This window comes from Glutamicibacter sp. X7, assembly GCF_054889245.1.
In genome coordinates, this window is sequence record NZ_CM142678.1 from 2,594,878 (window position 1) to 2,608,635 (window position 13,758).

A 13,758-nucleotide genomic window follows, 5' to 3' on the forward strand; every position below is an offset into this window, starting at 1 on the left:
ACTACGAGGCTCAGGCGGCACACAGTCAATACAACTCACGCGCATTCAGCGTTCCCCTATGACATACAAACCCGCACACACTTTGCGGAAATACAACACGAGAAGGCTCCAACCTCAAAAATTGGGCTGGATGCGAGGGATACCCTGATGTTCGCGAACACTTAATACTATCGGGCCTAGCTCCGCTTGGGCAGGGCAAAAGGTGTGAGATCACCCACCGCGCGATATTTTCAGGAAGGCTACTAAGCCCCTATTTTCCCGGTCACAACGGCAATTGAGGTAGATCACTCGTTTGAAGAAAACGTGCGGCAGATTACTCAATGCCGCGACTTCCGGTAGTGTCCGATGTCATGAACTGGCTACAAAATGAGGATGTTGCTACCTGGTTGGGCGACCAGGGCAACGTTTTATGGGGCAATATCGTCCTGCCCGTGGTGATTGCAGCCGGCCTGTACTTCACCATCCGCACCGGCGCAGTCCAGCTACGACTACTGCCGAATATGCTCAAGACTCTGACCGATAAGGCACTCGTCGACGAGAACGGCAACAAGAAGTCGATCTCCGCGTTCCAGGCTTTTACTATTTCGGCTGCCTCACGCGTGGGCGTCGGCAATATCGCCGGTGTGGCCACCGCTATCGCCGTCGGTGGAGCGGGTGCGGTGTTCTGGATGTGGACCATGGCCTTCATCGGCGGCGCTTCCAGCTTCGTGGAGTCCACGCTGGGTCAGCTTTATAAGCGTCACGGCAAGGACGGCTACCGCGGCGGTCCGGCCTACTACATGCAGCACGGGCTGGGCGCCCGTTGGTTGGGGATCATCTTTGCGATCATCCTCGTGGTCACTTTCCCCTTCGCCTTCTCCTCGCTGCAGGCAAACACCATTACCGCCACCATCACCGGTGCGGTTGGACTGGACGCAACCGCAGATGCAGCACAAATCACCACTTTGAGCTGGGTGATCGGTGTGGCGCTGGCCGTGCTGACCGCACTCGTCGTCTTCGGTGGTGTCCGCCGTATCGCCAAGGTCACCGAGTCATTGGTGCCGGCCATGGCCGTGCTCTACATCGTGCTGGGTATCGTGGTGGTCTCGATGAACATCGGCCAGCTCCCGCACGTCTTCGGCATGATCTACTCGGAGGCTTTCAACTTCAATTCGGCTATCGGTGGCGGGCTGGGCATGGTCCTGCTAACCGGCGTGAAGCGCGGCATGTTCTCCAATGAAGCCGGTCTCGGTTCGGCTCCGAATGCCGGTGCCACGGCCTCGGTTACCCACCCGGTTAAGCAGGGCCTCGTTCAGACCCTCGGCGTGTACTTCGATACCTTCATCGTGTGCACGGTGACCGCGTTCATCATCTTGCACACCGTCCCGGACGCCGTTGGTTCCGAAGGCGGCGTGGCCATTACCCAGCTGGGTCTAACCAACGCCCTTGGCTCCTGGACCGGCACGCTGCTGGCAGTGATCATCTTCCTGTTGGCCTTCTCGTCGGTGATCGGCAACTATTACTACGGTGAAGCGAATATCGGCTTCATTACGAGTAATCCCACCGTCATGACGGTCTACCGCCTGCTGGCTTCGCTCGCCGTGCTCGGCGGCGCCGTCGCGGCTTCCTCGGTGGTCTGGAACTTCGCCGACGGAATTATGGGCATTATGGCCTTGCTGAACCTGGTAGCGATCATCTTGCTCTCCCCCAAGGCCTTGGCTCTGCTCAAGCACTACACCGCCCAGCTACGCGATGGTAAGGATCCGGTGTTCCTTGCCTCGGATATGCCAGGCTTGCGCGGCATCGAATGCTGGGAGCCATCGGACGTGCGCACGCAGTGATACTTCGGCGCAACAACCGGGCTTCGGCCTCGAGCCCCGGGCAGCTCCCAGAGCTACCCGGGGCTCTGCGTGTAGCTCGCTGGTGGTGGGTGGTGTTGGGGCTGGTCTTCGCGGGGTTCGCCGGCAAGTTGCTCCTCGATGAATTCAGCGCCCAACGCAACGCCACCACCTTGCTCTTTGCTGGCCTATTGTGCGCCGCAGGCATTGCAGTGGCGTTCTTGGCCTCCGGACTGTGGCGTGCCGATCGACGCGCTCGGTCGCATTTGACCTGGCTCGGTCTGATTCTTGCGCTTCCGCTCTTTCTTCGATTCGGACGGTACTCGCTTCTAGCACTACTGGTTCTGGTCGGAGTGCTATTGCTGTGGACGCCTTCCTCGATCAAATACTTCAGGGCCCTTCGCCGGCGCTAATAGTTGTTGACCTACGGCAAAGGCCTGGCCCCATCCGTGGATGGGGCCAGGCCTTTGCCGTAGGTCGGGAGTTATCGATTAGAGCGTCGTGAAGGCGCGCTCGAGGTCATCGATGAGATCGGCGGCATCTTCAATACCCACCGACAGTCGCAATAGGTTCTCCGGGACGGCCAGTTCGGTCCCCTTCACCGAGGCATGCGTCATCTCCGACGGGTAGTTCATCAGGGACTCAATGCCGCCGAGCGACTCGGCCAACGTGAACAGGCGGGTGCTTTCGGCGACCTTGCGTGCGGCCTGGGCCCCGCCGGCCAGCTGAACCGAGACCATGCCACCGAAGTCGCGCATTTGCCGCTTAGCGATCTCGTGTCCCGGGTGTTCGGCGAAGCCCGGGTAAAGCACGTGCTCGACCTCTTTGCGGTCACGTAGCCAGGTCGCGATCTGTGCGGCATTTTCACTATGTGCCCGCATGCGCACCCCGAGGGTCTTGAGCCCACGGGTGGTCAAGTAGGCATCCATGGGCCCGGAAACGGCACCGACGGCAAACTGGATGAATCCGATCTGCTCGGCCAACGCCTCATCCTTGACCACTACTGCGCCGCCAACCACATCGGAGTGTCCGCCGATGTACTTGGTCGTCGAATGCACCACGATATCGGCACCGAGACTCAGCGGCTGCTGCAGGAACGGGCTGGCGAAGGTGTTATCTACGACCAGCAATGCACCGGCGGCGTGTGCGATCTCGGCGAGCGCGGCAATGTCGGTGATCTTCATCATCGGGTTCGAAGGCGTCTCCACCCACACCAATTTGGCGCCGTTGGCCTCGATGGCCGCGGCCACCGCATTGGCATCGGACATGTCCACCGGGGTGCTGCCGATCCCCCACGGACCCAGCACGCGGGTCAACAGGCGGTAGGTGCCGCCGTAGACGTCATTGCCCAGCACAATGTGATCCCCGGGACGCAGAATGGCTCGGATCAGCGAGTCTTCGGCGGCAAGGCCCGAGCCGAAGGAGAAGGCGTGAGTGCCCTGCTCCGCGGCGGCTAGCTGGGTCTGCAGCGAATCTCGCGTCGGGTTGGTGCCGCGCCCGTAGTCGTAGCCGGCACGCAGTTGTCCGATAGCTTCTGGGGCGTAGGTGGTGGAGAAGTGCACCGGGGGCACCACGGCGCCGGTGCGTGGTTCGAATTCCTGTCCGGCGTGCACGAATCGAGTGTTGAATCCCTCGACATGGCTCATAGGGGATGCTCCTAACTAGGCGTGGTGAGTTGAGGTGTGGGCCAGCAGTTCCGCGGCGTTCAGTCCGCGGGTGATGTCCCCATGTTCGGTGATCAGCAGGACCGGGCAGCTATCCAAGGCTGCGCGGGCATCGGCGACGGGTTGTCCGGCACCAATTAGTGGTTTGGGCAGATCGGTCAGTTCGGAGACGGGGGTTTCTGGGCTCATCCCGGCCAACAACGCATCCGTAAGGATGGTTGCGCTCAGCACACCGCGAACCTCACCGATACGGGCGGGCAAACGGCGGCTTGCCACAATTGCGGCACTACCACCGGAGGCGCTGAGCGTTGCTGCTGCTTCGCTGAGCGTGGCCTGCAGGTCAATGACCGGGGTGGATCCGGTTCCTGCTGCGCTGAGCGCCGCTAGGGGTGCATCCTCGGCAATGCTGAAGCCTTGCTGGAGCATCCATGGTTCATTGAAGATCTTGGCAAGGTAGCCGCGGCCTCCGTCTGGGGCAATGACAACCACGATGTCATCTTCGGAGAGGTCTTTGGCGCTGCGCAATGCGGCGGCGACGGCCATTCCCGAGGAACCACCAAGCAGCAGCCCTTCTTCCTTAGCCAGGCGCTGAGTCATGGCGAAGGACTCCGCGTCGCTGACCGGCACCACGCTGTCGGGCACGGAAGGGTCGTAGTTGCCCGGCCACATGTCCTCGCCGACGCCTTCGACCTGGAAGGGGCGTCCGCTACCGCCGGAATAGACCGACCCGTCGGGATCGGCGGCGATGACCTTGACCGGTCCACCGGGTCGATCGGCGGAAACCTGCTTCAGGTAACGCCCCGTGCCGGTGATGGTGCCACCGGTGCCTGCGCCAATCACCACATGAGTCAGGCGTCCATCGGTGTCGTTCCAGATTTCTGGGCCGGTGGTTTCGAAGTGGCTCTCCGGGGCGCCCGGGTTCGAAAACTGGTCCGGCTTGTAGGCGCCGTCAATTTCCCGAACGAGGCGATCCGAGACGCCGTAATAAGACTCCGGGGATTCCGGGGCGACATCGGTGCGGGTGACCACCACATCGGCACCGTAGGCGCGCAACACGTCGCGCTTCTCTTCGCCGACCTTATCGGGGGTCACGAAGACGGTTTTATACCCCTTTAGCTGGCCCACCATTGCCAGACCGACTCCGGTGTTGCCGCTGGTAGGTTCCACGATGGTGCCGCCCGGCTTCAGGGCACCGGTTGCTTCGGCACGTTCCACCATCTTCAGGGCGATACGATCCTTGATGGAACCGCCGGGATTCAAGTATTCAAGTTTGACCAAGATTGTTGCCTTGATGCCATCGGTGACATGGTTGAGTTTGACCAGTGGCGTATTACCGATGAGATCTAGCACAGTGGGGGCATACTTCATGTCAAGTACCTTACCGGCGGTCGTCATAAACGAAGATGTCTTACGTAGCTTGGCGTCATTCTTCGTCCAAAACTTGAAGTGTGCGAACAGCTAGGGGTTGGGGTGATGATGAACGGACAGAGTAGCTCCGAGGTCCGCGGCCGTTATCAGCCCGAGCACCCCGTCGATCTGCTGAGCTCTTGGAGTATCTTTCGGCGCGGGCTGGGCGACCCGACGATCCGGCTTGAGCGCGCGGAAGCGTGGCTGGCACTCGACACGCCGCTCGGTGACGCAACCCTTCACGTGACTCTTCCCGATCCGGGTGCCGGGGTGTGTTTCGTCGCGTATGGCCCCGGGGCTCGTTGGGCGGCCGATCAGGTTCCGCAATTGTTCGGGGCCGGCGATGACTGGTCGGCCTTTGACGATCCGGCATTCTTTAGCGGGCTACCGGAATTGGTGCAACGTAGCCGGAGTCTGCATCGAGCGTTGGTACTTCCGCGCACCTCACGGGTCTTTGTTCCGGCCGCGGGGGCGGTGTTGGAGCAACGGGTGACCGGTATCGAGGCGAACTACGCGTGGCGCTGGTTGATCCGGCATGCGGGGCGTCAGGCGCCGGGGCCCTGCCCGGCTTCGCTGCGCTTGTTCCCTACTCCGCGCGAGATCTTAGGGCTCAAACGCTGGGATTGGCAGGCGGCACGGGTCGATGCCTCGCGAGCCACCACCCTGCGGCATCTGGCCGAGGCGGCCAGCCGATTGGAATGGTGGGGTCCTGAAGAGTTGGAGACAAGCAAGCCTCACGCGCGACCGCCCGGAACTTTGGAAGCGGCGCTACTGGCCGTGCCGGGCATTGGTCCGTGGACGGTGGCAGAGACCCTGCAACGTTCGCATGGGTCTGCCGACCACATCTCCGTCGGTGATTTTCATCTTGCTGATTTCGTCGGGCAGGTGCTCACCGGTCACCGTGTCGACGATGCGACGATGCTCTCGCTGCTGGAGCCTTACCGTGGACACCGCCAACGAGTTGTGCGGCTCTTGCAGCTGTCCGGGGTCCGCAAGCAAGCTTTTGGACCGCGTTATGCACCGCTGGACCACCGCAATCGATAGTCCTGCGGGCATCCGCGCTTAGGCTTCGGACTGTCCGCTGGCCTCTTCGGCGATCTGTGCGTGAACTTCGGACATGTCGATGCCCTTTACCGCGGTAACCAGGTCCTCCAGCTGGGCGGCGTTCAGTGCGCCGGGCTGCGAGAAGACCAGGACCTTCTCACGGAAGGCCATCAGCGTGGGAATGGAGGTAATGTTTGCCGCGCGGGCTAGACCCTGCTCGGCCTCGGTATCTACCTTCGCAAAGATCACGTCGGTGAACTTCTCCGAGATCTGCTCATAGACCGGAGCGAACTGCTTGCATGGGCCACACCAGTCGGCCCAGAAATCGACGAGAACGATTTCGTTCTGATCAATCAGCTGCGCAAAGTCGGCTTCGGTTACATTTCGTGTTGCCATGCTTACACGGTAGCGGAATTTGGCGGAGAACTCCCATTGAGGCGTGCCTCACGCGCCACAGAAAACGTGCGGTTAACGAAAAATCTCCCAGATCCACGATCTGGGAGATTTTCACTCGGTGGCAGATGAGGGATTCGAACCCCCGTAGGCATTGCCAGCTGATTTACAGTCAGCCCCCTTTGGCCGCTCGGGTAATCTGCCGAGTTTGTTCTTGTCGGAACGAGAAATAACTCTACATGAGAATCCGGATGATGTGAAATCGAGGGGGCTATATTGGCTGTAACCCTGCTCACAGCCTGTAAGGGCATCGCTAAACCGGTAGGCTATGAAGCGAATTTGACCCATTTCCCGACGCCAAAGGAGCAACAACGTGGCAAGTGATTCCACATTCGACGTGGTCAGCAAGGTCGACAGCCAGGAAGTGTCCAACGCCTTGAATCAGGCGCAGAAGGAGATCGCCCAGCGCTATGACTTCAAGGGCGTCGGGGCCGAGATCGATTTCTCGGGCGAAAAGATCCTGATGAAGGCCAGCTCGGAAGAGCGCGTCAAGGCAGTCTTGGATGTCTTCCAGTCCAAGCTGGTCAAGCGCAACATCTCGCTGAAGTCGTTGGATGCCGGCGAACCTTACGCTTCGGGTAAGGAATACCGCATCGAGGCCAGCATCAAGGAGGGCATCGCCCAGGATGTAGCCAAGAAGATTAACAAGCTCATTCGTGACGAGGGCCCCAAGGGCGTGAAGTCCACCATCCAGGGCGATGAGCTCCGCGTCTCCTCCAAGTCCCGCGACGACCTTCAGGCAACGATCGCCTTGCTGAAGGACTTCGAAGAGGCCGACCTGCAGTTCGTGAACTTCCGCTAGAGTTTCGCAGCTACGCGCGTCAGCGACCTACAGGGGTCTAAAGCCCGAACAGGGTCCGCAGACGGGTGAAGAGCCGTTGCCACCATTTTGGTGGCAACGGCTCTTACTTTTTATCCGTAGCGCTAGGGCTCCGTCTACGAAGCGCGGCGCTCTTTAGACGTACGCGCTTCGGTATGGTCCGCCGCCTAACTATCAGCACTGCACATCATCGGAGACTGTGAAGCTTTCCCCAGTATCGGTTGCGGTAAGGGTTAGCGATTGGAGGCCCGAAACGGCTTCCTTATCGGCGGTGCCGAAACGCAGTAGGCTACAGACTTCCCGTGTCGCCACTGATCGCAGGGCCGGTGATGTGTAGTAACTATCCAGCACGAACTCAACGGCTCCGTGCATATCGGACTTTACTTCGGTGATATTGAGCCAACGGTCAATACCTCCGGCATTCAGCGCGTAGAGATGCTGGCCGTATTTTCCACCGCTAATACCGGCATAGTAAGCAACGTGCGAATCTAGAGCCTGCTGAGCTTGGGCTTCAAGCTCGGCGGTAGCGCCAGAAACCTTCACATCATCGACGGTCCACAGCCCCTCGCGCCCGGCGGTTCCCGCAGCCGATTTCGAATCGGTGGGGACAGCCGGTGCGGTTTGCGGAGCTGGTTCTACCTCCGCAGCCGTGCATCCGGTTAGCGCTAGGCCTGCGGTGATCGCCACAGCTGGGATTTTCCAAGCCTTCAATCTTCCTCCATCGGTATTTCTCGTGCTTCACGACCACGGACATTTGCTCGACAAGTCGCGCGAACCGCTGTAACCAGTGGCTCCACGGAGCTGTCCGCCACCACGTACTTCACACCGCTAAACGTGAACGTCGGCTAGAGTCTCGTGCTGATACACGCAAGGCACCGACCTGGCGGTCGGTGCCTTGCGTGTGTTGAGCCACGGAATCGCGAGCAGTGAGCTCGTGATTACATGCCTGGCATTTCGATGAGCTCGTCTTCGGCCGGAGCCTCGATCGTCACATCTTCGCCCCACTTGGAGAAGTTGGCGGTCATCGGAGTATCGGCAACATTCATCACCATACGGCGCGGAAGGTCATCGGCATCACCAACGTACATCTCGTAGGTCAGGGTGTCACCGAGCTGCTTGAGTGCTTCCGGCGGCAACTGCTCGCTCTGCCCCGAGGCTTCCATGGCCTTCTTGGTGTCGACGGTCAGCACGTACTTGGTGGTCTTCACACCGTCGATCTCTTCTCCGGCCTCGGCCTTGAAGTCCTTCAGAGCGCTCTTGAGCTGCTCAGCGCTGGCGGCCGGGTTCATCTGCGAGGTGATCTGGTCGAAGTTCATCTGCTCCTTCATCGAGTCAGGGAGCTTGGTGAACTTGTTCTGCGTGGCGTCGCCCATGTTCATGTAGAGCTCGTTGCCGATGAGAATCATGACTGCCTTCATATCCTGAATCGGCATCGTCATCTTCATCGCGACATCCTTGGGATCTTCGGCGATCTTGATGTCGGCGTCAATGTTCATGTCGGTGCCGGCAGCATTCATCTTCATGTTCATGTGAGCGGAACCGGCCTTGTACTGCGCGTCGGACATGCGCTGCACAAAGTTGTCGGCGGTCATCTGCTGGTTAGCGGGCTGCTGCTGCTCCTGCGATGCACCGGTCTCGCCAGTGGCACCGTTGTCGCCGCAACCGGCTAGGCCCAAGGAAGCGGCCAGAACGATCGAAGCGACTGCAGTGATTTTGCGTGATGATTTCATATCTACAAGCCTATGATTATTTCCCAGCCGAGGCAATGCGACCGACCGGGTACTTCTCCCCATCGCTGATCACCGAAGAGTGTAAAAGTGGCGCCTACCCGATACTGGGCAGACGCCATCTTGCGTGGGTGTTACGGGCTTAGTACCCGCGGCCACCGGCCATTGCTTCAAGGCGAGCGATCCGCTGGTCCATCGGAGGGTGAGTGGAGAACATCTGCCGAAGCTTGGAACCAAAGGGGTTGGCAATCATCAGGTGAGAGCTGTTCACCACCCGCTGGTCCTGCTTTAGCGGTGAGGCACTGATGCCGGTTTCCAAGCGACGTAGCGCGCTGGCTAGCGCCAGCGGGTCATTGGTCAGGCGAGCACCGTCCTCGTCGGCGTCGAATTCGCGGGTGCGGCTCACGGCCATCTGGATCACCGAGGCGGCGATGGGTGCCAGCAGCGAGAGGGCGATCAACGCCAGCGGGTTCACGCCACGGTTGTCGTTGCTGGAACTGCCACCGCCGAAAAACAGCAAGAACTGGGCGATGGAGGTGATCACGCCGGCAATGGCTGCCGCCACCGAGGAAGTGAGAATATCTCGGTTATACACGTGCATTAGTTCGTGGCCCAGAACGCCGCGCAACTCACGCTCGTCAAGCAACTGCATAATGCCTTCCGTACAGCAAACGGCCGCGTTCTGCGGGTTGCGTCCGGTGGCGAACGCATTGGGCGACATCGTCGGTGACATGTAGAGCCGCGGCATCGGTTGCTGGGCGGTCATCGACAGTTCGCGAACGATCCGATATATCACCGGCTGTTCTGCTTCGGTGACCGGGTAGGCGTGCATGGAGCGCAGGGCAATCTTGTCACTGTTCCAGTAGCCGTAGGCGGTGGTGCCCAAACCGATCAACGCGAAGATAATGATGAAGCTACTGTTACGCGTGCTGGAGGCAATAATCGAGCCGATGACCAGCAAAATGGCAAACATGCCACCGAGCAGTACGGCGGTCTTCAACCCATTGTTATGTTGGTGCACGGTCAATTTAGGTACTCCCCATAGTTCGAACGGTTGCGCTACGTCCTATTAAACGCCGTGTCGACGATTATGGTTCCTCAACCACGCCTTGTTCGGTGCGGTGTGCGTCATAGGCGAGAAAGCTCGGTTGCCAGCGCATCAGCGCACTGGCGGCCAGAACACAGGCTAGTCCCCCGACGATCAGCACCCAGGGTTCGCCGAGAACGGTTGCCGAGGCTCCGGCCAGCATGCCCCCGACATGCGGACCGCCGGCGACGACCACAATAAAGACTCCTTGGAGTCTGCCGCGCAGGTGATCTGGTGCAGCGGACTGCAAGATGGTGGTTCGGAAGATCGCCGATACCGAATCAGCCGCCCCGGCGGCAAGCATGGCCAGCACCGCCAAGATCACCCATATCGGGGAAGCCACGGCCGCACCGCCATGCCCCAGCGCCAACAGAACCACCAGCCCCAGCCCACTGATGCATAGCCCCCACAAGCAGACACTGACGAATACCGCGACCCCGTGCCGCCGCAGATGGCTCAAGGATCCCGAAAACAAACCGACCAGCATGGCCCCACCGGCCGCTGCGGCAAGTAGCAGACCCACGGTGGTTTCTCCGCCTCCCAGTGCCAACGCAGCGATCGCTGGCAGTAGCACCCGCGGGGCGGCCAGAATCATGGCCGCCAAATCGATCAGGAAGGTCATGCGAATATTGGGTTGGGTGGCCAGGAACTGAAATCCCTCGCGTACCGATCGCAGGCCACGCACCGTGGGTTTTTCGGCCATTGGCATGGGTGATAGCCGATACACGGACCACACGGCGGCGGTGAAGGTCACCGCATCGATGGTGTAGGTCCAACGGTAGCCGTACTGGGCTACAAGTAGCCCGCCGAGCATGGGCCCAAGCATCATCGCGATTGAAAAGGTCATCATGTTCAGCGAGTTTGCTGCTGGCAGTAACCGGGTTCCCACCAGTTTGGGAATGATGGCTCCTCTGGTGGGCTGGTTGATTCCTGCTGCTCCCGAATGAACCGCCATGAGCCCATATAGCCACCAGACGTTATCGACACCGATCCACGCCCCGATGGCCAGGGTTGCCGATACCGCCCACAAGACCAGACCCGATCCGAGCGCGACTTTTCGTCGGTCGTGGGCATCGGCGATTGCTCCGCCATAGAGCCCAGCAATAATCAGCGGCACCAGTGTGAAAGCACCGAGTAGTCCCACGGAGAAACTTGACGCGGTCAATGCGTAGACCTGAAGGCTGACGGTAATGACGGTCATCTGCGTACCGATAGCCGACAGCGAATTACCCAACCACAGTCGTCGGAATGCCGGAGAAAAGCGCAAGGGTTCGAGATCCACGAAAAGTTTGGCCACCTGCAAAGTCTAGCGAGGTGAACAACGTCATATAGGGACACTAATGAGGAATAATAAACTTCCCGTGTGGTTAGTACTTATATGGCTTCATCCGCACACTCCCCAACGTCGCAGCGCACCGTAGGAATTCTTCAGGGCGTCAGCGCTTATCTCATGTGGGGGTTGCTCCCGCTGTACTTTCTCACCCTGCCGCAGATCTCGGCCTTCGAGTTCGTTGGGGCGCGTGTTGTCTTCTCGCTGGTACTCTGCGCGGTGCTCCTAGCCGCCACCAGCCAGTTAAAGGATTTCTTCGCGCTATTCCGTGATGGAGCAACCACGGGACGCTTGGCGATAGCCAGCGTGCTGATCGCCGCCAACTGGGTGCTCTATGCCGTCGCGGTGCTCACCGGCCATGTGCTGGAGGCCTCGCTGGGATACTTCATCAACCCCATCGTGGCGATGCTCTTAGGCGTGGTCATCCTCAAGGAGCGACTGACGAAGTTGCAATGGACGGCTCTTGGCTTCGCCGGGACCGCGGTGCTCGTGCTGACCGTGGCGCTGGGAAGCATCCCGTGGATTTCTCTCGGCTTGGCCTTTTCCTTTGGCTTCTACGGCCTCGTGAAGAATCAGGTCGGACAGAAGGGCAGCGCGCTCGTGACGCTAAGCATGGAGACCCTCCTGCTCTCCCCCTTCGCCTTGGCCTTTATTCTCTACCTTGCCGCCCGTGGTGAGTCGGCGACGCTCGGAAGCTCGGCCGGCGGGTTCTGGCTGCTAGCCGCCAGCGGCGTGATTACGGCGGTGCCGCTATTGCTCTTCGGTGGCGCGGCGCGGCGGTTGCCGCTGAGCACCGTGGGGTCCTTGCAGTTCTTGGCCCCGCTGTTGCAGTTCTTGTTGGGTTTGCTGGTCTTTGGCGAGCACATGCCGCCCGAACGTTGGGCTGGGTTCATTCTGGTGTGGATTGCGGTCGCACTGATCATGATCGATCTATTCCGTGCCCCACGCGTGGTGCGTGGAGCGGAACCGAAGAAACTCGTCTAAAAAAGAAAATCGCTGGCCACGCACCAAAGGTGCGTGGCCAGCGATTTATCGTAGCCTAGGCCGCCCAATCAGGGGAAGGCGACTTAGGCATGCTTGCGGATGGCTGCCTCGAGCACATCAAAGGCTTCGCCGAGCAGCTGGTCACCGATGACCAGTGGCGGCAGCAGGCGCACTACGTTGCCGTAGGTGCCGCAGGTGAGGATCAGCACGCCCTGTGCCAGGCACTCGTCGGCGATCTTCTTGGTCAGCGCGGCATCTGGCTCGATGCCGCCGGCCTTGACGAACTCCAGTGCGATCATTGCGCCACGTCCGCGCACGTCGCCGAGGGCTGGCACGTCCTTCTGCAGAGCGGTGAAGCGCTCGAAGAACTGGGCCTCGATCTCGCGGGCACGCCCGGCCAGGTCCTGCTCTTCCATGAACTTGATGCTCTCCAGGGCTGCGGCCACGGCCACCGGGTTACCACCGTAGGTGCCACCCAGTCCGCCGCCGTGCACGGAGTCCAGCAGTTCGGCGCGGCCCACCACACCGGACAGCGGCATGCCGCCGGCAATACCCTTAGCCACGGTGACCAGGTCCGGTTCGATCCCCTCGATGTCGGAGGCGAACCAAGCGCCGGAGCGGGCGAAGCCTGCCTGCACCTCGTCGGAGATGAACACGATGCCGTTTTCCTTGGCCCACTCGGCCACGCGCGGCAGGAAGCCTTCGGCCGGAACGATGAAGCCGCCCTCGCCCTGAATTGGCTCGATGATGATCGCGGCGATCTGGTCGCCACCGATCTGCTTCTCCATGGCGAGGATGGCGCGCTCAGCAGCTTCCTTACCCGAGATGTTCGGGTTCTCTTCGCGGAATGGGTAGCTCATCGGCATGCGGTAGATCTCCGGTGCCAGCGGACCGAAGCCACGCTTGTACGGAGCGGCCTTCGCGGTCAAACCCATGGTGAGGTTGGTGCGGCCGTGGTAGGCGTGGTCGAAGGCCACAACGGCCTGGCGGCCGGTGGCGATACGCGCAACCTTGATGGCGTTCTCAACGGCTTCGGCGCCGGAGTTGAACAGGACGGCCTTCTTCTCGAAGTCACCTGGGGTGATGGCCACGAGCTTCTCGGCCAGCTCCACGTAGTTCTCGTACGGGGCCACCATGAAGCAGGTGTGGGTGAAACGCTGGGCCTGCTCGGCCACGGCCTTGGCCACGGCCTGGTTGGAAGCACCAACGGTGGTCACGGCGATGCCGGAGCCGAGGTCGATCAGCTGGTTGCCGTCAACATCGACAATGATGCCGCCGTCAACGTCTGCGGCGTACACCGGCAGGGTCGAGGCCACGCCAGCGGCTACCGCCTTGGTCCGGCGTTCGGCCAGAGCCTGCGACTTTGGGCCGGGGAATGGGCCGTTGAGCTTGCGCTTCTGCTCGATGCGGTAGGTAACGTCCACC

The 13,758-nt window shown here is 60.6% G+C and carries 13 protein-coding genes and 1 tRNA gene; 5 read left to right on the forward strand and 9 right to left on the reverse strand.

Annotated elements, in window-relative coordinates; translation table 11 throughout:
* Positions 1–350: 350 nt before the first annotated feature.
* Both ACYU0X_RS12425 and ACYU0X_RS12430 read left to right on the forward strand, forming a co-directional pair.
* Positions 351–1,820, forward strand: coding sequence for an alanine/glycine:cation symporter family protein (locus tag ACYU0X_RS12425; RefSeq protein ID WP_418907136.1), 1,470 nt, complete (start codon positions 351–353; stop codon positions 1,818–1,820).
* Positions 1,787–2,230, forward strand: coding sequence for a hypothetical protein (locus ACYU0X_RS12430; RefSeq protein WP_461901003.1), 444 nt, complete (start codon positions 1,787–1,789; stop codon positions 2,228–2,230). The genes ACYU0X_RS12425 and ACYU0X_RS12430 overlap by 34 nt, the downstream gene beginning before the upstream one ends.
* Before the next feature lie 78 nt (positions 2,231–2,308).
* On the opposite strand, the gene ACYU0X_RS12435 is transcribed toward ACYU0X_RS12430, so the two are convergent.
* Together ACYU0X_RS12435 and ACYU0X_RS12440 are read right to left on the reverse strand one after the other, a co-directional pair.
* A complete protein-coding gene (locus ACYU0X_RS12435) occupies positions 2,309–3,463 on the reverse strand; it encodes a cystathionine gamma-synthase (RefSeq protein ID WP_461901005.1) in 1,155 nt (384 codons plus the stop codon).
* 15 nt (positions 3,464–3,478) lie between these two features.
* Positions 3,479–4,849, reverse strand: coding sequence for a pyridoxal-phosphate dependent enzyme (locus tag ACYU0X_RS12440; RefSeq protein ID WP_461901006.1), 1,371 nt, complete (start codon positions 4,847–4,849; stop codon positions 3,479–3,481).
* Between the two features lie 105 nt (positions 4,850–4,954).
* Between ACYU0X_RS12440 and ACYU0X_RS12445 the strand changes: the two genes are divergently transcribed.
* Entirely contained in the window at positions 4,955–5,932 is a 978-nt protein-coding gene (locus ACYU0X_RS12445) for a DNA-3-methyladenine glycosylase family protein (protein WP_461901008.1), read from the forward strand.
* 18 nt (positions 5,933–5,950) lie between these two features.
* On the opposite strand, the gene trxA is transcribed toward ACYU0X_RS12445, so the two are convergent.
* Both trxA and ACYU0X_RS12455 read right to left on the reverse strand, forming a co-directional pair.
* Complete coding sequence (gene trxA / locus ACYU0X_RS12450; RefSeq protein WP_309406135.1) at positions 5,951–6,328, reverse strand: thioredoxin; 378 nt, start codon at positions 6,326–6,328, stop codon at positions 5,951–5,953.
* Between the two features lie 119 nt (positions 6,329–6,447).
* Positions 6,448–6,529, reverse strand: a tRNA-Tyr gene (locus ACYU0X_RS12455).
* Positions 6,530–6,698: 169 nt separating this feature from the next.
* Here ACYU0X_RS12455 and ACYU0X_RS12460 point away from each other — a divergent pair.
* Positions 6,699–7,187 carry a YajQ family cyclic di-GMP-binding protein gene (locus ACYU0X_RS12460; protein ID WP_309406133.1) on the forward strand — a complete coding sequence of 163 codons (489 nt, stop codon included), beginning with the start codon at positions 6,699–6,701 and terminating at the stop codon, positions 7,185–7,187.
* Positions 7,188–7,379: 192 nt separating this feature from the next.
* Here ACYU0X_RS12460 and ACYU0X_RS12465 read toward each other — a convergent pair whose 3' ends face one another.
* From ACYU0X_RS12465 to ACYU0X_RS12480, 4 genes are all read right to left on the reverse strand, one after another.
* Entirely contained in the window at positions 7,380–7,892 is a 513-nt protein-coding gene (locus ACYU0X_RS12465) for a hypothetical protein (protein WP_461901011.1), read from the reverse strand.
* A gap of 251 nt (positions 7,893–8,143) precedes the next feature.
* The gene (locus tag ACYU0X_RS12470; protein ID WP_461901013.1) at positions 8,144–8,935 is read right to left on the reverse strand and encodes a DUF6612 family protein; all 792 of its coding nucleotides are present in this window, start codon (positions 8,933–8,935) and stop codon (positions 8,144–8,146) included.
* A gap of 139 nt (positions 8,936–9,074) precedes the next feature.
* Entirely contained in the window at positions 9,075–9,953 is an 879-nt protein-coding gene (gene htpX, locus ACYU0X_RS12475) for a zinc metalloprotease HtpX (protein ID WP_461902805.1), read from the reverse strand.
* 67 nt (positions 9,954–10,020) lie between these two features.
* Positions 10,021–11,316, reverse strand: a complete 1,296-nt coding sequence (locus ACYU0X_RS12480) for an MFS transporter (protein WP_461901015.1) — start codon at positions 11,314–11,316, stop codon at positions 10,021–10,023.
* An 81-nt stretch (positions 11,317–11,397) separates the two neighbouring features.
* On the opposite strand from ACYU0X_RS12480, the gene rarD reads away from it, so the two are divergent.
* Positions 11,398–12,333, forward strand: a complete 936-nt coding sequence (gene rarD / locus ACYU0X_RS12485) for an EamA family transporter RarD (RefSeq protein ID WP_418907143.1) — start codon at positions 11,398–11,400, stop codon at positions 12,331–12,333.
* An 83-nt stretch (positions 12,334–12,416) separates the two neighbouring features.
* Here the strand turns inward: rarD and gabT are convergent, their stop codons facing one another.
* Positions 12,417–13,757 carry a 4-aminobutyrate--2-oxoglutarate transaminase gene (gabT, locus tag ACYU0X_RS12490; protein ID WP_461901017.1) on the reverse strand — a complete coding sequence of 447 codons (1,341 nt, stop codon included), beginning with the start codon at positions 13,755–13,757 and terminating at the stop codon, positions 12,417–12,419.
* Position 13,758: the final 1 nt, after the last annotated feature.

Excerpts from the sequence above, each read along its gene's own strand:
- ACYU0X_RS12425 (WP_418907136.1), top strand. The coding sequence starts at position 351 with ATGAACTGGCTACAAAATGAGGATGTTGCTACCTGGTTGGGCGACCAG.
- ACYU0X_RS12430 (WP_461901003.1), top strand. The coding sequence starts at position 1,787 with ATGCTGGGAGCCATCGGACGTGCGCACGCAGTGATACTTCGGCGCAAC.
- ACYU0X_RS12435 (WP_461901005.1), bottom strand. The coding sequence starts at position 3,463 with ATGAGCCATGTCGAGGGATTCAACACTCGATTCGTGCACGCCGGACAG.
- ACYU0X_RS12440 (WP_461901006.1), bottom strand. The coding sequence starts at position 4,849 with ATGAAGTATGCCCCCACTGTGCTAGATCTCATCGGTAATACGCCACTG.
- ACYU0X_RS12445 (WP_461901008.1), top strand. The coding sequence starts at position 4,955 with ATGATGAACGGACAGAGTAGCTCCGAGGTCCGCGGCCGTTATCAGCCC.
- trxA (WP_309406135.1), bottom strand. The coding sequence starts at position 6,328 with ATGGCAACACGAAATGTAACCGAAGCCGACTTTGCGCAGCTGATTGAT.
- ACYU0X_RS12470 (WP_461901013.1), bottom strand. The coding sequence starts at position 8,935 with ATGAAATCATCACGCAAAATCACTGCAGTCGCTTCGATCGTTCTGGCC.
- rarD (WP_418907143.1), top strand. The coding sequence starts at position 11,398 with ATGGCTTCATCCGCACACTCCCCAACGTCGCAGCGCACCGTAGGAATT.